The organism is Janthinobacterium aestuarii (assembly GCF_046113285.1).
Classification (GTDB): Bacteria; Pseudomonadota; Gammaproteobacteria; order Burkholderiales; family Burkholderiaceae_D; genus Janthinobacterium.
On the sequence record NZ_CP142524.1, the window covers coordinates 5,343,528 to 5,361,373 of the forward strand.

The 17,846-nt window shown below is 60.7% G+C and carries 20 protein-coding genes; 4 read left to right on the forward strand and 16 right to left on the reverse strand.

Translation table 11 applies throughout. The features are described 5' to 3' along the window. Positions 1-40: 40 nt before the first annotated feature. From OX462_RS23975 to OX462_RS23990, 4 genes are all read right to left on the reverse strand, one after another. Positions 41-622, reverse strand: coding sequence for a TerD family protein (locus tag OX462_RS23975; protein ID WP_070290121.1), 582 nt, complete (start codon positions 620-622; stop codon positions 41-43). Between the two features lie 39 nt (positions 623-661). Beyond that, entirely contained in the window at positions 662-1,357 is a 696-nt protein-coding gene (locus OX462_RS23980; RefSeq protein WP_070290113.1) for a TIGR00266 family protein, read from the reverse strand. 73 nt (positions 1,358-1,430) lie between these two features. After that, complete coding sequence (locus OX462_RS23985) at positions 1,431-2,006, reverse strand: TerD family protein (protein ID WP_070222543.1); 576 nt, start codon at positions 2,004-2,006, stop codon at positions 1,431-1,433. A gap of 131 nt (positions 2,007-2,137) precedes the next feature. Further along, on the reverse strand, positions 2,138-3,211 hold the full coding sequence (locus OX462_RS23990; protein ID WP_070290111.1) for a DUF475 domain-containing protein: 1,074 nt from the start codon (positions 3,209-3,211) through the stop codon (positions 2,138-2,140). A 115-nt stretch (positions 3,212-3,326) separates the two neighbouring features. Between OX462_RS23990 and nhaR the strand changes: the two genes are divergently transcribed. From nhaR to OX462_RS24005, 3 genes are all read left to right on the forward strand, one after another. Then, positions 3,327-4,241 carry a transcriptional activator NhaR gene (gene nhaR, locus OX462_RS23995; RefSeq protein ID WP_070222547.1) on the forward strand — a complete coding sequence of 305 codons (915 nt, stop codon included), beginning with the start codon at positions 3,327-3,329 and terminating at the stop codon, positions 4,239-4,241. 124 nt (positions 4,242-4,365) lie between these two features. Next, positions 4,366-5,700, forward strand: coding sequence for an MFS transporter (locus OX462_RS24000; RefSeq protein WP_121668490.1), 1,335 nt, complete (start codon positions 4,366-4,368; stop codon positions 5,698-5,700). Positions 5,701-5,819: 119 nt separating this feature from the next. Then, entirely contained in the window at positions 5,820-7,160 is a 1,341-nt protein-coding gene (locus tag OX462_RS24005) for a hemolysin family protein (protein WP_070222551.1), read from the forward strand. Here OX462_RS24005 and OX462_RS24010 read toward each other — a convergent pair whose 3' ends face one another. Genes OX462_RS24010 through OX462_RS24035 form a run of 6 tightly spaced genes read right to left on the reverse strand, consistent with a single transcriptional unit; the run spans position 7,161 to position 12,321 of the window. Further along, complete coding sequence (locus OX462_RS24010) at positions 7,161-8,237, reverse strand: AI-2E family transporter (protein WP_409027231.1); 1,077 nt, start codon at positions 8,235-8,237, stop codon at positions 7,161-7,163. 43 nt (positions 8,238-8,280) lie between these two features. Further along, positions 8,281-8,874, reverse strand: coding sequence for an SCO family protein (locus tag OX462_RS24015; protein WP_409027232.1), 594 nt, complete (start codon positions 8,872-8,874; stop codon positions 8,281-8,283). Then, the gene (cyoE, locus tag OX462_RS24020; protein WP_070222556.1) at positions 8,871-9,770 is read right to left on the reverse strand and encodes a heme o synthase; all 900 of its coding nucleotides are present in this window, start codon (positions 9,768-9,770) and stop codon (positions 8,871-8,873) included. Before cyoE ends, OX462_RS24015 begins: the two co-directional genes overlap by 4 nt. After that, entirely contained in the window at positions 9,771-10,946 is a 1,176-nt protein-coding gene (locus tag OX462_RS24025; protein WP_409028778.1) for a COX15/CtaA family protein, read from the reverse strand. A gap of 18 nt (positions 10,947-10,964) precedes the next feature. Then, on the reverse strand, positions 10,965-11,594 hold the full coding sequence (locus OX462_RS24030) for an SCO family protein (protein WP_070290105.1): 630 nt from the start codon (positions 11,592-11,594) through the stop codon (positions 10,965-10,967). Beyond that, a complete protein-coding gene (locus tag OX462_RS24035; RefSeq protein WP_070290104.1) occupies positions 11,575-12,321 on the reverse strand; it encodes an SURF1 family protein in 747 nt (248 codons plus the stop codon). Before OX462_RS24035 ends, OX462_RS24030 begins: the two co-directional genes overlap by 20 nt. Before the next feature lie 36 nt (positions 12,322-12,357). Between OX462_RS24035 and OX462_RS24040 the strand changes: the two genes are divergently transcribed. Next, positions 12,358-12,558, forward strand: a complete 201-nt coding sequence (locus tag OX462_RS24040) for a twin transmembrane helix small protein (RefSeq protein ID WP_046683386.1) — start codon at positions 12,358-12,360, stop codon at positions 12,556-12,558. Positions 12,559-12,718: 160 nt separating this feature from the next. Here the strand turns inward: OX462_RS24040 and OX462_RS24045 are convergent, their stop codons facing one another. Genes OX462_RS24045 through coxB form a run of 6 tightly spaced genes read right to left on the reverse strand, consistent with a single transcriptional unit; the run spans position 12,719 to position 17,398 of the window. Continuing rightward, the gene (locus tag OX462_RS24045; RefSeq protein ID WP_070222559.1) at positions 12,719-13,579 is read right to left on the reverse strand and encodes a cytochrome c oxidase subunit 3; all 861 of its coding nucleotides are present in this window, start codon (positions 13,577-13,579) and stop codon (positions 12,719-12,721) included. A gap of 40 nt (positions 13,580-13,619) precedes the next feature. Then, complete coding sequence (locus tag OX462_RS24050) at positions 13,620-13,826, reverse strand: DUF2970 domain-containing protein (protein ID WP_101483887.1); 207 nt, start codon at positions 13,824-13,826, stop codon at positions 13,620-13,622. A gap of 9 nt (positions 13,827-13,835) precedes the next feature. Then, positions 13,836-14,408, reverse strand: coding sequence for a cytochrome c oxidase assembly protein (locus tag OX462_RS24055; RefSeq protein ID WP_071650232.1), 573 nt, complete (start codon positions 14,406-14,408; stop codon positions 13,836-13,838). Between the two features lies 1 nt (position 14,409). Next, positions 14,410-14,526 (reverse strand): cytochrome oxidase small assembly protein, encoded by a 117-nt coding sequence (locus OX462_RS24060; protein WP_216350353.1) that lies wholly within the window; start codon positions 14,524-14,526, stop codon positions 14,410-14,412. Between the two features lie 51 nt (positions 14,527-14,577). Continuing rightward, entirely contained in the window at positions 14,578-16,176 is a 1,599-nt protein-coding gene (gene ctaD / locus OX462_RS24065; RefSeq protein WP_034749009.1) for a cytochrome c oxidase subunit I, read from the reverse strand. Positions 16,177-16,189: 13 nt separating this feature from the next. Next, positions 16,190-17,398, reverse strand: coding sequence for a cytochrome c oxidase subunit II (gene coxB / locus OX462_RS24070; RefSeq protein WP_070222560.1), 1,209 nt, complete (start codon positions 17,396-17,398; stop codon positions 16,190-16,192). Positions 17,399-17,846 lie beyond the last annotated feature (448 nt).

Genomic DNA, 17,846 nt, shown 5'->3' on the forward strand with positions numbered 1-17,846 from the left:
CCGGTATCCGGTCCGTCCCCCGCCCGCTGCGTACTGCTCCTTATAGATGCACTGAGATTTGGGGCATCAGGTCGTCAAACGTGCGACCGTTGCCGTTTTCTCCGATGGCGTGCATCTTCCATTCGCCGTTATGGCGGTACAGCTTGGCCATGATCTGTGCCGTGTGGGAACCTTGCACAGACAGGTTGAAACGCGCGACTTCCTGGTTATTGCTCGCATTCAAGATGCGGCAATAGGCGTTTTCCACCTGCGAGAAGTTCTGGCCAGTAAAGCTGTTGACGGTGAAGACCAGGCTTTTCACGTGCGCCGGCACCTTCGACAGATCGACATTGATCTGTTCGTCGTCGCCATCGCCCGCGCCCGTGCGGTTGTCGCCCGTGTGGACAATGCTGCCGTCCTTGCTTTTCAGCTGGCGGAACCAGACGATGTCGGACGTGCCCTTGTTCTCGTCGAACATGACGCACGACGCGTCCAGGTCGACGGCTTCCGTCTTCGAACCGAAACCGAGGAAACCCTTGGTCTTGGCCGCATCCCAGCCCAGGCCCATGGTGATACGGGTCAGGGTGGTACCAGCTTCTTTGTCCAGAGAAATCTTCTGGCCCTTGCTCAAATTGACAGACATACGCATAGCTCCTGTTTGCTTGGTTACATCAAATATTAGTTACGCCGGCTTGCTTTGCGTCCAGGCGAGGAAGGCCGCGCGGTTGCGCGAGCACACGAGGATTTTTCCCGTGCCTGAAAACTTCAGCACCATACCCTCGCCGCTGGTCTGGCTATTGATCAAATTACCCAGAAAGCCGCCGCTGCTGCCGGTCGTGATGGAAATTTCGTATTGCAGGCGGTTGTCCCAGCATACGACGTGCGAATTGTCGATCACCACGTCCTTGCCAGGCGTCACTTCCAGTTCCGACATCGCGCCAAAACCGGACACCGCCAACTGGCCGCTGCCTGCCGTCTCGGTGATGAAAAAACCACCGCTCTGGGCAAACAGCGCATTGCCAAGGCTTTGCGTGCGCACCTTCAATTCCACGCCAGACGTGGCCGCCACGAAGGCGCCGTCGCTGATCATGTATTGCTGGGTGCCAACCTCGAGCACCCGCATCGCGCCGGGCAAGGTGGGCGACAGCAGACAGTCGCCGTCGCCCCGCATGGCCTCGATATGCTGCTGAAAGAACGATTCCCCGTTGGCAAAGGTGCGCATCAGCGCAGCGCCTATGCCGCCCGTCATCTTGCCTTTCAGCTCAAGATTGGTTTCCATCATCACCATCGCATCGGATTCGCAATAAATCTTCTCGCCCTTGGCCAGCGACACATGCAGAAACGGGTCGACGTCCCCTGTTACATTAAAAACCGGCATTCAACTGTTCCTTCCTCAACGATGATGGTGATGGCGGCGGCCCGCGCTGCGGACCGCCTTGATTATTTACAACTTATACGCCGACGCCGAACGATGCTGCGAGTGGGCCCAGACCGCCTTTATATCCCTGGCCGATGGCCTTGAATTTCCAATCGCCGCCGTTGCGGTAGATTTCACCGAAGACCATGGCCGTTTCCGCCGAGCCGTCTTCCGACAGGTCGAAACGGGCGATTTCCGTGTTGCCGTTGGCATTCACGCAACGCACGTACGCCTTCGATACCATACCAAAGTTTTGCTTGCGCGCTTCGGCATCGTGAATCGTCACGCAGACGGCGATCTTGTCGATCTCGGCCGGCACCGTGGCCAGGTCGACGACGACGGTTTCATCGTCGCCATCGCCGGCGCCCGTGGTGTTGTCGCCCGAGTGGGTGACGGAACCGTCGCTCGACTTCAGGTTGTTGTAGAAAATCATGTCGACGTCGGCGCGAACCTTGCCGTCGGCCTTCAACAGGAATACGGAACCGTCGATGTCGAACGCGGCGCCGTCGGTGGCGCGGGCATCCCAGCCCAGGCCGATGATCATCTTCGAAATGCCGGGGGCTTCCTTGCTCAGGTTGACGTTGCCGCCTTTTTGCAGACTGATTGCCATGATGTATTTCTCCTATGTGGGTTGTATATGACCAAACACCTGGCGTCCTCCACCGGCCTGACTCCCCAGGCCGGCGGCGACGCTTGCTGCAACTTGCCGACAAACGGGTGTAGTCGTTTGCCGCGCATTCTTTACACTGCCTTGACCGCTTCCAGCGCTTCCATCCGGCCTTCTTCGAGGGCCATCCTGCGCTTGTAGCGGATCGACGACCACAGCGAGGCGAGAATGAAGGCCACCCCGATCAGACCCGTGAAAATCTCGGGAATGTGGAACTTCATGCTGACCAACATGATCACGGCCAGGATACCGATCGCATAGTGCGCGCCGTGCTCCAGATAAACGAACTCGTCGAGCGTGCCCTTGCGCACCAGGAACACCGTCATCGAACGCACGAACATCGCGCCGATCGCCAGGCCCAGCATGATGATCACGACATCCTTGGTGATGGCAAACGCGCCGATCACGCCGTCAAAGCTGAACGAGGCGTCGAGCACTTCCAGGTACAGGAAGCCGCCAATACCGCCGCGCTTGATGATGTCGCCCATGTTGCCGTCGCCGTTGTCGCCTTCCAGCAAACCGCTGATCACATCGACGCCCACGTAGGTCAAAATACCCCACAGGCCGGCCGTCAGGACCACCAGCTTCTGGCCTTCTTCGATCATCGACAGACTGACCATCAGGGTACCGAGCGCGATCATCACCGAAATCGACGAAATCTTGCCCAGCGCGCCCAGTTTTTCTTCAATGCGGCCCAGCCAGTGCGTTTCTTTTTCCGAGTCCAGCAGGAAGTTCAGGAAGACCAGCAGCAGGAAAATGCCGCCGAATGCCGCCACTTCCGCGTGGTGATTCGTCAGGTGCATCGAATACTGTTCCGGATTGCTCAGTGCCAGATTCCATACTTCCATCAAGCCCAGGTCCGCCGCTTGCGCCACGATGACCAGCGGGAACAGCAGACGCATGCCGAACACGGCGATGATGATGCCCACGCCCAGGAACAGGTTCTGCCAGAATTTATCCCAGTTCTTCAGCACCGAGGCGTTGACCACCGCGTTGTCGAACGACAGCGAGACTTCCATCACGCCCAGGATCACAGCGATACCGAGCGCCGCCAGCATCGTCTGCACGCCACCGTGCGTATAACCCCACCAGGCGGAAATGCCCAGGCAGATAAATGTCACCAGAAATGACACTCTGAAATGCTTCATCGATAGTTCCCCGTTATCTAGATTTAATGAAACATAGTATAGGGACATGTCACACATTTAAAAATAGAAGATAATGGAAGTATTACTTCGTAAAAACAGAAGATAGGATATCGCGATGAAAACCACGGGCTTCAATTACCGCCATTTGTACTTTTTTTGGGTCGTCGCCAAGGAAGGCGGCGTGACGCGCGCGGCCGAACGGCTGGGATTGGCCGTGCAAACCATCAGCACCCAGCTGGCCCTGCTGGAAAAGGAACTGGGCCGCTCCCTGCTGCAGCCGCAGGGACGCCGCCTGGTGCCGACGGAAGCGGGCCGGCTGGCGCTCGGCTATGCGGACCAGATTTTTTTGCTGGGCGAGCAGATGCAGGATGCGCTGGCCGATACGGACGCGGAAAAGATGCGTTTGACGGTGGGCATTTCCGATTCCCTGCCGAAACTGATGGCCTACCGCATGCTGGACGCCACGCGCAGCCTGGACCAGCCCGTCAAGCTCGTGTGCCTGGAAGACGAATTTGAATCCTTGCTGGCCGACCTGGCCCTGCACAAGCTGGACCTGGTGTTGACGGACCGCGCCGTGCCCGCCGGCGCCAGCCTGCGCGTGTCCAGCCACCTGTGGGGCGAAAGCGCCATGAAACTGTTCGGCATCCCCGCGCTGGCCGCACAATACCGCGACAACTTCCCGCACAGCCTGCATGGCGCGCCATTCCTGCTGCCGGCGCGCAATAACGCCTTGCGCGGGCGCATCGATGAATGGATGGTGCAGCAAGGCGTGCGGCCCGACGTGGTCGGCGAATTCGAGGACAACGCCATGCTCAACGCGTTTGGCCGCAAGGGCCTGGGCCTGTTCTTCGCCCCGGCCAGCCTGGCGGCCGATATCGAGGAGCAATTCGGCGCCGTGCTGGTCGGCGACGCCTCATCCCTGCGCGAACAGTTTTATGTCATTTCAAACGAACGCAAGATCATGCACCCGGCACTCGATGTCATCCTGGCCGCCATCCAGGGCCAGCCAAAGATTCACAAGGAAAGCTGATAAATCCATTCGAAAATAACGTTTGAATAATCAATCAAAAGCGATTGTAATAAAGCCTGAGACAAACACGCGCCCCTCCCTCGCCGGCAGGGCGCGATCACCATAAAAAAACAGGAGCATCACCATGTCCACGGCAGGCAAGACGATCGATATTCCCGATCTCATCAATAACAACAGGATCGGCTCCTTCCAGATCGGCATGCTGATCCTGTGCGGGCTGTGCGTCATCATGGATGGCTTCGACGTGCAGGCGATGGGCTATGTGGCGCCCGCCATCATTGCCGACTGGCATGTCAGCAAGGCCAACCTGGGTCCCGTGTTTGGCGCGGGCTTGCTGGGCATGCTGGTCGGTTCGCTCGTCTTCAGCATCACGGCCGACAAGTTCGGCCGCCGCCCCGTGCTGATCGGCTCGACCATCTTCTTTTCGCTGTGCATGCTGGTCACGCCGCTGGCAACAAACATCGAGCAATTGCAGCTGATACGCTTCATTACCGGGCTGGGCCTGGGCGCCGTGATGCCGAACGCCATGGCGCTGGCCGGCGAATACAGTCCGCTGCGCAAGAAAGTCACCCTGATGATGCTCGTCTCGTGCGGCTTTACCCTGGGCGCCGTGCTGGGCGGATTATTGTCCGCCGCGCTGATTCCCGCCTTCGGCTGGCAATCCGTGTTTTACGTGGGCGGCGTGGTGCCGCTGGTGATCGGCGTGCTGATGTTCTTCCTGCTGCCCGAGTCGATGCAATTCCTGGTGCTCAAGAAACGCAAGCTCGACAAGGTGGCGCAGTGGCTCAAGCGCATCGACCCCACCGTCAACATCACGGCCGACACGCAATACGTCGTGCATGAAAAGGAACACAAGGGCGCACCCGTGCTGCAATTGTTTACGGGCGGCCGCGCGAAGATGACGATTTTGTTGTGGGTCATCAATTTCATGAACTTGCTGAACTTGTATTTCCTGTCCAACTGGCTGCCGACGATTGCCAAGGAAGCGGGCCTGTCGACGGCCAACGCCGTGCTGGCCGGCACGGCCCTGCAAGTGGGCGGCACCATCGGCACCCTCGTCATGGGCCAGCTGATCGACCGCTCCAGCTTCCGCCGCATCCTGCTGCCGTGCTTTTTGGTCGCTGCCGTGGCAATTGCCCTGATCGGCCGTCCCGACGTGTCGCTGGCCTTCCTGTTCATCACGATCTTCATCGCCGGTTTCTGCGTGGTGGGCGGCCAGCCAGCCGTCAACGCCTTGGCGGCCAGCTACTACCCGACCACCCTGCGCTCGACGGGCATCGGCTGGAGCCTGGGCGTGGGCCGCATCGGTTCCATCATCGGCCCCGTGCTCGGCGGCGAGCTGATCCGCCTGAACTGGCCCAACAGCACGATCTTCCTCGTCGTCGCCATCCCCGCCATCGTCTCGGCCGTCATGGTGTTTGCCATGCGCGGCGGACCGCAAACGGCGGCCAAAGGCTGAAAAGCGCGAAAAACCCGCCGCGCGCGCCCGCCTGCACGGGCGGGGCGCGCGGCTAAATTAGGCTATGGCGGCCTTCGTCGTTTAAGATGACGTTTTAACAGCCCATCTTTTGCGCCCCCATGCACAATGTCTTGCTAGTCCTGCTCGCCCTCTTCCTGGTCGCGCTGAACGGTTTTTTTGTTGCCGCCGAGTTTGGCATCGTCACCTTGCGGCGCACGCGCATCCGCGCCATCGCCAAGACACAGGGACTACGGGGCCGCATCCTGGCCAAGGTGCATGGCCAGCTGGACGCCTACCTGTCCGCCTGCCAGCTGGGCATCACGCTGGCGTCGCTGGGCCTGGGCTGGGTCGGCGAACCGGCGTTTGCCGGCTTGCTCGAGCCGCTGTTCGGCGCCATCGGCGTCACCTCGCAAGAGCTGATCCACGGCATCTCCTTCGTCCTCGCCTTCAGCGTGATTTCCTTCCTGCATATCGTCGTGGGCGAACTGGCGCCCAAATCGATGGCCATCCGCAACCCGGAAGCCGTCGGCCTGTGGAGCGCGATTCCCCTGTACGGCTTTTACTGGACCATGTACCCGGCCATCTACCTGCTCAACGCCAGCGCCAACTGGGTGCTGCGCCTGGCGGGCCTGTCCGGCAAGGGCGGCCACGATGCCCATTACTCGTCCGAAGAGTTGAAACTGATCCTGCGCACCAGCCAGCCCGGCGAAAAGTTTACGCGCGACGAGCGTAACATCCTGGCCCAGTCGCTTGATTTCGAACAAATGACGGTATCGGACCTGATGCGCCCGATCAATGAAGTGATCGCCCTGCACGCGTCGAGCACGCTGGAAGAAAACCTCGACACGGTGCTGCGCAACCGCTTCAGCCGCTACCCGTATTTCGACACGAATGAAGACGACGTGCTGGGCGTGGTGCACCTGAAAGACCTGTTCTTTGCCCAGCAGGCGGGCAAGCCGATCACCTCGCTCACGCCCTTCCTGCGTCCCGTCGACATCATTTCCGCGCGCACGCCCGCGCTGGAACTGTTCCGCCGCTTTCGCGACGGCGCGCCGCACTTCGCCCTGATCGGCGAAAAGGGCAAGCGCCCGCTGGGTTTCATCACCCTCGATAACTTGCTCGGTGCCATGGTCGGCGAAATCCGCGACGAATTCCGCCGCAATGAAAACGACTGGCTCAAGCAAAGCGACGGCACCCTGATCGGCAAGGCCAGCCTGCCCATCTTCTCGCTCGAACGCATCCTCGGCATTGATATCGAAAACGAGGAACTGGGGCTGGACGACGTGGAATCGGTGGGCGGCTTGATCATGGTCAAGCTCGGTGACATTCCAAAGCAGGGCCAGCGCATCACCTTCGTCGACTTCGACATCGTCGTCAAGAAGATGAACGGGCCCCGCATCGTGCTGATCAAGGTAATCCCGAAACAGGAACGCGATCTCGATGCGGACTTGCGCGACTGATTACTTCTTCAACGTAATCGTATCCTTGCCCTGCGGCACGGTGGTCTCGCCCACCGTCCACGTTTGCAACAGGCTGTACAGCACCGCCAGCAGGGTCGGCCCGATGAAAATGCCGACGAAGCCGAAGGCCAGCACGCCGCCCAGCACGCCGAGCAACACCAGCAAGAACGGCAGGCTGCTGCCGCGGCTGATCAGCATGGGTTTGACCACGTTGTCCACGCCGCTGATCAGCAGCGCGCCCCACACCAGCATGAAAATGCCCCAGCCCGTCTGGCCGTCTGAAAACAGCCAGATGGCGGCACCGCCCCAGATCAGAGGCGGACCCACGGGGATCAGCGAAAAAATGAAGGTGGCAACGCCCAGCAGCGCGACGGCCGGCACGCCGGCGATCAGGAAACCCACCACGGCCACCAGCGCTTGCGCCAGCGCCGTGCCCAGCAAGCCGTACATGACGCCGCGCACGGTGCGGCTGATGGTCAGACCCACGCCGGGCGCGCTGTCGCCGATGATGCGGCCGGCGCCCGTCATCAAGGCACGGCTCAGCTGCTGGCCGTCGCGGTAGAGGAAGAAGCTGACGAACACGGCCAGGCTGGTCTGCGCCAGGCCCGTGCCCAGCAGGATGCCGCCGGAAGCGAGGAAATGGCGCGCCGGCTCCAGCATCGTCTTGCCCAGATTCAATAATTCCTCGCGATCGGCGAGCAGGCGCTCCACGTAGCCGGCGATGGTGTCGCCCACCACGGGAATGCTGGCCAGCCAGGCGGGCGGATGCAGGCCGCCCGTTTCCAGCGCCGTACGCAACTGTTCATAGATGCGCGAGACGTTATCGGCCAGGTTGTAGGTGACGAGGGCCAGCGGCAGCACGATGACCAGGAGCAATGACAGGGTCATGATGGCGGCCGCCCAGTTGCGCCGGCCTTTCAGGCGGTCGAGCAGGAGGAGATACAGGGGCCAGCTGGAAATGCCCACGCAAGCGGCAAACAGCATGGCGGCGAGGAAGGGCCGCAAGACGAAAAAGCAGCCGATCAACAAGAAGATGATGGCTGCCAGGCGGGCGTGCGGCTCGAAACGTTTGTCCATGTACTGCATATCCTGAAGATGGCGCCCGGGGGGCGCGACCGGGTCAGGATAGCAGAAGTTTAAGATCGTGCGCGATGGCGGCAGGCTTTTCGCCGTGGCGCACGAACAGGCGGATCTTGCCTTCGCGGTCGAACACATAGGTGCCGGCCGTGTGGTCGACCGTGTAGCTGCTGTCCGTCTCGCCTTCGACCTTGGCGTAATACACCTTGAATTCCTTGGCCACCTTGGCCGTCTGTTCCAGGCTGCCATAGAGTCCCACGAAGCGCTTGTCGAAGGCCGGCACGTATTGCGCCAGCAATTGCTGCGTGTCGCGCTCGGGGTCGACGGTAACGAACAGCACCTGCACCTGGTCCGCCTGCGGACCCATTTCCTTCATCACCTGCGCCATGTCGGCCATGGTCGTGGGGCAGACGTCCGGGCATTGCGTGTAGCCGAAGAACATCAGCACCAGCTTGCCCTTGTAGTCGGCCAGGGTGCGCGGCTGGCCCGTGTGGTCCGTCAGCGCGAATTCGCGTGCATAGCCCAGGCCCGTCACGTCCGTATTCTTGAATGCCAGCTTCGGTGCGGCAGGCTTGCCGCAGCCGGCGAGAACGACGGCCAGCGCGGCCGCCAACAACAGAGTCAGGGTTTTTTTCATGTGCCGAGGGGAATGTAGTGATCGACCAGCAAGGCCGCGAACAGCAATGCCAGGTAGATGATGGAAAAAGTAAACGCTTTGCGCGCGATCAAGTCCGTGTAGTGGCGGTACATCTTCCACGCGTAATACAGGAAGCCCGCATTGAGCACCACGGCCGCAGCCAGGTAGATCAGGCCGCTCATGCGCACGGCGTACGGCAGCAAGGTGGTGGCGGCCAGCGCGATCGAGTACAGCCAGACGTGAAATTGCGTAAATTGCATGCCGTGCGTGACGGGCAGCATGGGCAAGCCCGAGCGCGCGTAATCGTCGCGGCGGTACATGGCCAGCGCCCAGAAGTGCGGCGGCGTCCACACGAAAATGATCAGGACCAGCAGCCACGCCTGCATGGGCACGTCGTTGGCGACGGCTGCCCAGCCCAGCGCGGGCGGCATCGCGCCGGACAGGCCGCCGATGACGATGTTTTGCGGCGTGGCGGGTTTGAGCACCATGGTGTAGATCAAGGCATAGCCGACAAAGGTGACAAAGGTCAGCCACATGGTCAGCGGATTGACGAGGTGATACAAAATCGCCATGCCCAGGCCGCCGATCACGAGCGCGAACACCACCGTCTGTTTCACCGTGATGTCGCCCATGGCCATCGGACGGCGCGCCGTGCGGGCCATGCGCGCATCGATCTCGCGCTCGGCCAGGCAATTGACGGCAAACGCGGCGCCGGCCAGCAGCCAGATGCCGATGGTGCCGAACACCACCGCGTGCCAGTCCGGCAACTCCTCGCTGGCCAGGAACATGCCGATGACGGCGCAAAATACGGCCAGCTGCGTCACGCGGGGCTTGGTCAGCGCCCAGTACTGGGCGATGCGGGGAGATGGTTTACGGCTGATGGTCTGAGTAGTCATTTATGCGGTACGGGAAGAACTGGCTGGTGCCGAGGGCACTGGCGCGGCGGCGCAAGCGCGCTGAACATTGCGCGCTACATCGAGTTGGAATTTAGCCTTGTAGTTTAACATGGTCAGCAACAACACGAGCAGCGCCGCCCCGCCGTTATGCAGCACGGCAATCGACAATGGCCAGCTCAGGTAGATGGTCGCCAGGCCCGTGGCCGCCTGCAGGGCCAGCACCAGCGCCACCCAGCGGGCCGTGCCGCGCAAGGATGGCAATTTCCACGCCCGCCACACCGTATAGCCGATGCCGGCCAGCACGATGAAGGCGAAGTTGCGGTGCACCCAGTGGATGGCCGTCAGCGCGGAAAACGGCAAATAGTGGCCGGCGGCCGTCTTGCCCAGTTCGCGCCACAGGTGGAAACCATGCTCGAAATCCATCTCCGGAATGACCTTGCCGCCGCACAGGGGGAAATCCGTGCAGGCCAGGGTGGCGTAGTTGGTGCTCACCCAGCCACCGAGCGCGATCTGCACCGTCAAGAGCACGAGCGACATGACAGCCAGCGCGCGCACGGGGCGCAGCACGGCAGCGTCCGCATCGGCGCGCAGCAAGGGTTGCACGGCTTGATCCTGGCGCCCGCCCAGCCACGTCAGCATGGCCAGCAAGCCCATGCCCAGCAGCAAGTGGATGGTGACGATCACCGGTTGCAGTTTCAATGTCACCGTCCAGGCGCCGAACGCGCCTTGCAGGCAGACGAACAAAAACAGCGCCGTCGGCAGCGCGGGCGCGAATTCCTCGCGTTTGTTTTTCTTCCACTGGCGCCACGCCTGCACCATCATCGCCACGATCAGCACGCCAATGGCCATGGCCAGGTAGCGGTGCGTCATTTCGATCCACGCTTTCACCACCGTGACGGGTCCCGTCGGCATCAGGGTTTCCGCCGCCACGATGTGCTCGTGCGCCAGGAAAGGATTGGCGGAGCCATAGCAGCCTGGCCAATCGGGGCAGCCCAGGCCGGAATCGGACAAGCGCGTAAAACCGCCAAACATGATCAGGTCGACCGTCAGGAAGACGGCGATCCACACGAGCTTGCGGTATTTATTGGCGTCCGCGGACACCCACACCATGCTCAAAGGCAGCAGCGCCACCAGCAGACCCGTCAAGCCCAGCTGGGCCAGCGCGGAAAGATGCATCGTCGGCATGCAGACTCCTCAACCGATCGCCGAAGCTTTGAGCAGCTTGGCGATGTCTTTCTTGATCTTGTTCGGGTCCGCGTCTTTCGGGAAGCGCATCATCAGGTTGCCCAGCGGATCGATCAAATATAAGTGGTCGCTGGTCTTGCCGCCCGGCTCCACGGGCAGCCACGCCTTTAAGGCGTCATTATTCACGCGCAGCATGCTGGTGCCGTCGAATTCGCGCATCACGAGCGTGTCGAGCGGCTGGCCATCCGTCACCAGCCAGACCCGTTCCAGGCGTTCGCGCTCCTTGCCTTGCATCAAACGCAGTTGTTGCATGTCAAACAATTGCTTCTTGCACGCTTCCTGGCAATCGGACGGGCCCGTCTGCAGCAGCACCCACTTGCCCTTGAACTGGGCCAGCGGCGCGGGCTTGCCGTCCAGTTCCGTCACCTGCAGCTGGGCTTCCGGTATCGGATGCAAGCGGGGGTCGATCAGGGCGCCGTAATTGTTGCGGCCCGTGGGCTTGATGATGTAATACGTGAAATAGGAGGCGATGATGGGAAAGGCGCACACGGCCACCACGGCCAGCAGTTTCCACCGTCCCGTATTCTGTGCCTGCTTGTTGCTGTTGTCTTGCGTTGCTTCAGGGCTGTTTGTTTGCACGTCGAAATCCTGTAAAGACAAAAAATAAAAAAGCCATCAGTGCCAGTGCATACCACTGGAAAGCATAGCCGCGGTGCTTGTCGGCGCCCAGGTCGGGCGCCGGCCAGTCGCGCACGGGAAGCTGGCCGGATGCTGGCGGATCACCTGGGTCGACTGTTTGTTCGAGGATAAAGGGCTGCAGGGCCAGGCCGCTGGCCCGGGCCAGCTGGCCGATATCGGCATTTTGCACGATGGCGTGCGGCGCCAGGGCCGGCGCCGTGCCCAGTTCCATCACATGGCCCGCGTTCAGGCGCGCGATGCCGGTGATCGTCACCGTACCCGTGGGCGTGGCGTAGTCGGGAATGCGCGTGCGCTCGGCATTGTTGCGCGGCAACCAGCCCTGCGCCACCAGTACGTGCATGGCGGAACCGTCTATTTGAAATGGCGTGAGCACGTGGAAACCGGCCTGGCCCTTGTACGGGCGGTTGTCCAGGTAGACCGTCCAGGCGGGCACGAAATGGCCCGTGACGGTAACGCGGCGGTATTCGATCGCTTGCGCATCGTCCGGCAGCAGCGGTGCGGCCGTCAAGGCCAGCGGCGCCGCCTGGTTGCCCGCCTCGAGCCGGGCGGCGCGGGCGACTTTTTCATCGGCACGGCGCTGCTGCCATTGCGCCAGCGACACGCCCAACGCCACCAGTAGCAGCATTACAACAAATGGAATCCATCTAAAATGGAAGCGGATACGCATTACAATGAAACCTCCTCAAGCCTGGCGCTACCATCCATGAAAATCCTCGTTGCCATCGCCTTCATCCTGATCCTGGGCAGCCTGGGCTCGGCCCTGTTCTTCCTCATGCGCGACAAGGGCAAGAGCAACCGCACCGTGCAGGCGCTGGCCCTGCGCGTGGGCTTGTCGATCACCCTGTTTTTGCTGATCCTGCTGGCGCATCATCTGGGTTACATCCAGCCGACGGGAATACATTAACGGCTGGGGTCAGACCCGACGGGTCTGACCCCGTTGCCAACGACGTTGCTTGCTTAGCAAAATTCTTCACACTAAGAAAAAAGCCGTACCCAGGATGTCCCGGTACGGCTTTTTTTATGGTGCCGGCGCGCCCCTCAACAACGCGCGCCCTGCCCCGCCATTATAACCAATACACGACCACGTACAGGCCCAGCCAGACGACGTCGACAAAGTGCCAGTACCAGGCGGCGCCTTCGAAGCCGAAGTGGTGCTCGGGCGTGAAGTGGCCTTTCAGCACGCGGTACAGGATGACGGACAGCATGATGGCGCCCAGGGTCACATGGAAGCCGTGGAAACCCGTCAGCATGAAGAAGGTGGCGCCATAGATGCCGGACGTCAATTTCAAGTTCAGTTCGCTGTAGGCGTGCATGTATTCGTAGACCTGGAAGCCCATGAAGATGGCGCCCAGCACGATGGTGGCGAACAGGAACAGGGCCGTCATGGCGCGGTGGCCGGCGCGCAGCGCGTGGTGCGAGATGGTCAGGGTGACGCCCGACGTCAGCAGCAGGGCCGTATTGATGGTCGGAATCCAGAACGGCGTCATGGTGGTGAATTCCTGCACCGTGCCGGCCGGGCCCGTATTGCCCCAGTGGGCGGCGAAATCGGGCCAGATCACCTTGTGGTCGAGGTCGGCCAGCCACGGCATCGAGATGCTGCGCGCATAGAACAGGGCGCCGAAGAAGGCGGCGAAGAACATGACTTCCGAAAAGATGAACCAGCTCATGCTCCAGCGGAAGGAGTGGTCGATGCGCTCGCTGTACAGGCCCTGTTCCGATTCGCTGATGGCGTCGCCGAACCAGAAATACAGCACCAGCAGGATGCCGGCGATGCCCAGGTAGTTCACGTACGGGCCCCAGGAGACGTCGTTGACCCAGGCCGAGGCGCCGATCATGGTCAGCAGCAGGCTGGCGCCGCCCAGCATGGGCCAGCGCGACGGGCCGGGCACGAAATAATAGGGTACGGCGGCGTGGTTGGAACTCATCATCATCTCCTCAAAAACTTATAGGGTGGTTTTTTATAATTTATAAAACGACGAATTTAACAATTGAAATCAGGATGCCGATCAGGCAAGCCACCACCAGGAAACCGGCGATGACGATGTGCACGGGATTGAGCTTGGCCGAATCCGTGTCGAAATCGCTCTTGCGGCGCAGCCCCGTGAACGACCAGACGACGGCCCGCAGCGAATACAGGAACGACGCTTTTTCAGGCTGCTTGGGTTCGCCCATGGCACTCTCCTATTGGACGGCCGGCGTCTGAGCCTGGCTCAGACCGGCAATCTCGAAAAACGTATACGACAGGGTGATGGTCTTCACCTCTTTCGGCAGGGCCGGATCGAGGAAGAACACCACCGGCATCTGCCGCGCTTCGTGGGCCTTCAAGGTCTGCTGCTTGAAGCAGAAGCACTCGACCTTCTTGAAATGCGGCGTGGCGCTCTGCGGCGCGTAGCTGGGGATGGCTTGCGCGTTGACGACGCGGTTTTGCGTGTTGACCACTTCATACAGGACGGTCACCAGCTCGCCCGGATGCACCTGCATGCTCGACACGGTCGGGCGGAAGCGCCATGGGCCCTGCGCATTGCCGTCGAACTCGACGGTGATGCTGCGCGTCGTATCGACCTGCGTATTGTTGTCGTAAGCCACCGTGCCATCTTTTTGCGTCAGCACGTTAATACCCATCACTTCGCAAATCTGCTTGTAGACGGGAATCAGGGCATAGCCAAAACCGAACATCAGCACGGCAATGACGAGCAGCTTGCCCAGCATCTTGCGGTTCAGGCCGCGCGTTTCCTGTTGGTGGGGCGTCGTCACGTCAGAGCCACATGCGCTTGACGAACACGGACAGGAAGAAGAAGGCCGCCAGGGCCCCCAGTATCAGCCCGGTACGCAGGTTGTTCGGTTTCTTGCGCTCAGTTTTCACTTCGGTCATGGCAGGCACTTTATTCAAGACGGGCCGCGCAACACGCCGGCCCGCGATACCTTATTTCACGGTCGGCGGCGTTTCAAACGTGTGGAACGGCGCCGGGCTCGGCACGGTCCATTCCAGGCCTTCCGCGCCTTCCCATGGTTTCGCTGGCGCAGCCTTGCCGCCGCGGATGGTCGGCAAGACGACGAAGAACAGGAAGTACACCTGCATCAGGCCGAAACCGAAGCCGCCGATCGAGGCGATCATATTAAAGTCCGTGAACTGCGCCGGATAATCGGCGTAGCGGCGCGGCATGCCGGCCAGGCCCAGGAAGTGCATCGGGAAGAAGGTCACGTTGAACGTGATCAGGGACAGCCAGAAGTGGATCTTGCCGCGCGTCTCGTTGTACATATGGCCCGTCCATTTCGGCGACCAGTAGTAGAAACCGGCGAACAGGGCGAACAGCGAACCGGCCACCAGCACGTAGTGGAAGTGCGCCACCACATAATAGGTATCCTGCAGCTGGATGTCGATCGGCGTGACGGCCAGGATCAGGCCCGTGAAGCCGCCCATGGTGAAGACGAAGATGAAGCCCACCGAGAACAGCATCGGCGTTTCGAACGTCATCGAGCCCTTCCACATGGTGGCGATCCAGTTGAACACTTTCACGCCCGTCGGCACGGCGATCAGCATGGTCGCGTACATGAAGAACAGCTGGCTCGTCACCGGCATGCCGGTGGTAAACATGTGGTGCGCCCAGACGATGAAGGACAGGATCGCGATCGACGCCGTGGCGTAGACCATCGAGGCATAGCCGAACAGCGGCTTGCGGGCAAACGCGGGCAGGATCTGCGAGACGATGCCGAAGGCCGGCAGAATCATGATGTAGACCTCGGGATGGCCGAAGAACCAGAAGATGTGCTGGTACATGACGGGGTCGCCGCCGCCCGCCGCATTAAAGAACGAGGTGCCAAAATGGCGGTCCGTCAGGGTCATGGTGATGGCGCCGGCCAGCACGGGCATGACGGCGATCAACAGATACGCGGTAATGAGCCAGGTCCAGCAGAACATCGGCATTTTCATCAGGGTCATGCCGGGGGCGCGCATGTTCAGGATGGTGACGATGATGTTGATCGAACCCATGATGGACGAGGCGCCCATCAGATGCATGGCAAAAATCGCCATGTCCATGCCGGGGCCCATCTGCGTCGACAGCGGCGCATACAGGGTCCAGCCGGCAGCCGTGGCGCCGCCCGGTACGAGGAAGGACGTGGCCAGCAGCAGCGCGGCCGGCGGCAGCAGCCAGAACGAGAAGTTGTTCATGCGGGCAAACGCCATGTCGGACGCGCCCACTTGCAGCGGGATCATCCAGTTGGCGTAGCCGACGAAAGCCGGCATGATGGCGCCAAACACCATCACCAGGCCGTGCATGGTGGTCAGTTGATTAAAAAATTCAGGGTGAAAGAATTGCAAGCCCGGATGAAACAGTTCCGTACGGATCATCAGGGCCAGCACGCCGCCCGACAGCAGCATGATGAACGAGAACCACAGATACAGGGTGCCGATATCCTTGTGGTTGGTGGCAAACAGCCAGCGGCGGTAGCCGGTCGGGTGGTCGTGGGCATGGTCGTGATCGTGACCGGCGTGGTCCAAGGTGCTCGTGCTCGTACTCATATGCGGCTCCTAATTACTTGCGTGCAGCCACGACTTCGGCTGGTTGAACGATGTTCTCTGCGGCCTTGTTCGACCAGGAATTGCGCGTGTAAGTGATCACTGCGGCAATTTCCGTGTCGGACAGCTGTTTCCATGCCGGCATTTCAGCGGGATACTTGCCGCTCTTTTGCCCGTTCAGCAAGACGTGGATCTGATCGGCTTTCGGGCCGTTCACCACGGCCGAGCCGTCCAGCGGCGCAAATGCCCCCGGTACGCCCTTGCCGGTCGCCTGGTGGCAGACCACGCAGTTGGCCGTATACACTTTCTCGCCCTTGACCTTCAATTCGTCGATGGTCCACACCTTGCTTGGATCATCAGCCAATGCGGCCATTTCCTTTTGTTTTACATCAACCCAGGCCTTGTAGTCGTCGGCGGAGACGACCTTGACGACGATGGGCATGAACGCGTGTTCCTTGCCGCACAGCTCGGCACAATTGCCGCGGAAGGTGCCGATATGGTCGGCCTTGAACCAGGTGTCGCGCACGAAGCCTGGAATCGCATCCTGCTTGACGCCAAAGGCGGGCACGGACCAGGCGTGGATGACGTCGTTGGCCGTCAGTACCACGCGGATCTTCTTGTTGACCGGCACGACGACTTCGTTGTCGACTTCGATCAGGTAATTTTCGCCCCGTTTTTCCGTCGGCGGCGCGCCTGGCGCACCCACTTGCGAGCGCGGCGTGGCCAGGTTGGAGAGGAAGGAAATGCCTTCGCCCTCGCCTTTCAGGTAGTCATAGCCCCATTTCCACTGCATGCCGGTGGCCTTGATGGTGATGTCGGCGTTCGAGGTGTCCTTCATGCCGACCACGGTGCGCGTGGCAGGCAGGGCCATGCCGATGACGATCAGGAAAGGCACGACGGTCCAGGCGATCTCGACGGTGGTGCTTTCGTGGAAAGTGGCCGGCTTGTGGCCCAGGGACTTGCGGTGCTTGAAGATGGAATAGAACATGACGCCGAACACGGCCACGAAGATCACCAGGCAGATGATCATCATCAGGGTGTGCAAATCGTAGATTTCATGGGCGATCTGTGTCGCCGGCGGTTGCAGATTCATTTCGAACGGCACGGGACCGCCGGTGCCGGGATAGGTGCTGGCAGCCGGTGCCGCCGTGGCCCATCGCCCGATGCCAAACGCTGTCAAAGACAGCCCGAGCAGCAACGATTGAAGTCGCTTTGCATGTGTCATGTTTTCCCCAACCACCCAAAAATAATGATATTTTAAACGGCTGCGGATTTCTCCGTACTGGACCGCTGCCGCTCCTCCATGAAAGCAACACGGCCGGAATGCGGCCATGTGCGTCAAGCACCAGCGAATTCCATGCTGGCTGCCGCAGCAAAAAACGGCGGCGCGCAACCATGCTGGAACCCTGTTTTTCTTCCCCACATCGAAATGGCCTCGTGTGGAAGATGGTTACTATACTAATGCAGTAACTTCGAATAAGTCTCGCTTTGTTTTTTTTATTTTGTATGCAGCCCTTGTTTTTTTCAATTAGCAAGCTGACAAACAATCAACGATTATAATCAAGTAAACTTGAATCCATCAAGCAATAATCGGCTTTGTGCGCGCCCTTCTCCCGGCCGCCGCGCGCTTTGCAACGCCAAGTTGCCACATCGCGCGCGAATGCGACCAAGTA

What these genes read in the sequence shown, in the direction of transcription:
- OX462_RS23975 (WP_070290121.1), bottom strand. Translation starts at nt 622, where the DNA reads ATGTCTGTCAATTTGAGCAAGGGCCAGAAGATTTCTCTGGACAAAGAA.
- OX462_RS23980 (WP_070290113.1), bottom strand. Translation starts at nt 1,357, where the DNA reads ATGCCGGTTTTTAATGTAACAGGGGACGTCGACCCGTTTCTGCATGTG.
- OX462_RS23985 (WP_070222543.1), bottom strand. Translation starts at nt 2,006, where the DNA reads ATGGCAATCAGTCTGCAAAAAGGCGGCAACGTCAACCTGAGCAAGGAA.
- OX462_RS23990 (WP_070290111.1), bottom strand. Translation starts at nt 3,211, where the DNA reads ATGAAGCATTTCAGAGTGTCATTTCTGGTGACATTTATCTGCCTGGGC.
- nhaR (WP_070222547.1), top strand. Translation starts at nt 3,327, where the DNA reads ATGAAAACCACGGGCTTCAATTACCGCCATTTGTACTTTTTTTGGGTC.
- OX462_RS24000 (WP_121668490.1), top strand. Translation starts at nt 4,366, where the DNA reads ATGTCCACGGCAGGCAAGACGATCGATATTCCCGATCTCATCAATAAC.
- OX462_RS24005 (WP_070222551.1), top strand. Translation starts at nt 5,820, where the DNA reads ATGCACAATGTCTTGCTAGTCCTGCTCGCCCTCTTCCTGGTCGCGCTG.
- OX462_RS24010 (WP_409027231.1), bottom strand. Translation starts at nt 8,237, where the DNA reads ATGGACAAACGTTTCGAGCCGCACGCCCGCCTGGCAGCCATCATCTTC.
- OX462_RS24015 (WP_409027232.1), bottom strand. Translation starts at nt 8,874, where the DNA reads ATGAAAAAAACCCTGACTCTGTTGTTGGCGGCCGCGCTGGCCGTCGTT.
- cyoE (WP_070222556.1), bottom strand. Translation starts at nt 9,770, where the DNA reads ATGACTACTCAGACCATCAGCCGTAAACCATCTCCCCGCATCGCCCAG.
- OX462_RS24025 (WP_409028778.1), bottom strand. Translation starts at nt 10,946, where the DNA reads ATGCATCTTTCCGCGCTGGCCCAGCTGGGCTTGACGGGTCTGCTGGTG.
- OX462_RS24035 (WP_070290104.1), bottom strand. Translation starts at nt 12,321, where the DNA reads ATGCGTATCCGCTTCCATTTTAGATGGATTCCATTTGTTGTAATGCTG.
- OX462_RS24040 (WP_046683386.1), top strand. Translation starts at nt 12,358, where the DNA reads ATGAAAATCCTCGTTGCCATCGCCTTCATCCTGATCCTGGGCAGCCTG.
- OX462_RS24045 (WP_070222559.1), bottom strand. Translation starts at nt 13,579, where the DNA reads ATGAGTTCCAACCACGCCGCCGTACCCTATTATTTCGTGCCCGGCCCG.
- OX462_RS24050 (WP_101483887.1), bottom strand. Translation starts at nt 13,826, where the DNA reads ATGGGCGAACCCAAGCAGCCTGAAAAAGCGTCGTTCCTGTATTCGCTG.
- OX462_RS24060 (WP_216350353.1), bottom strand. Translation starts at nt 14,526, where the DNA reads ATGACCGAAGTGAAAACTGAGCGCAAGAAACCGAACAACCTGCGTACC.
- ctaD (WP_034749009.1), bottom strand. Translation starts at nt 16,176, where the DNA reads ATGAGTACGAGCACGAGCACCTTGGACCACGCCGGTCACGATCACGAC.
- coxB (WP_070222560.1), bottom strand. Translation starts at nt 17,398, where the DNA reads ATGACACATGCAAAGCGACTTCAATCGTTGCTGCTCGGGCTGTCTTTG.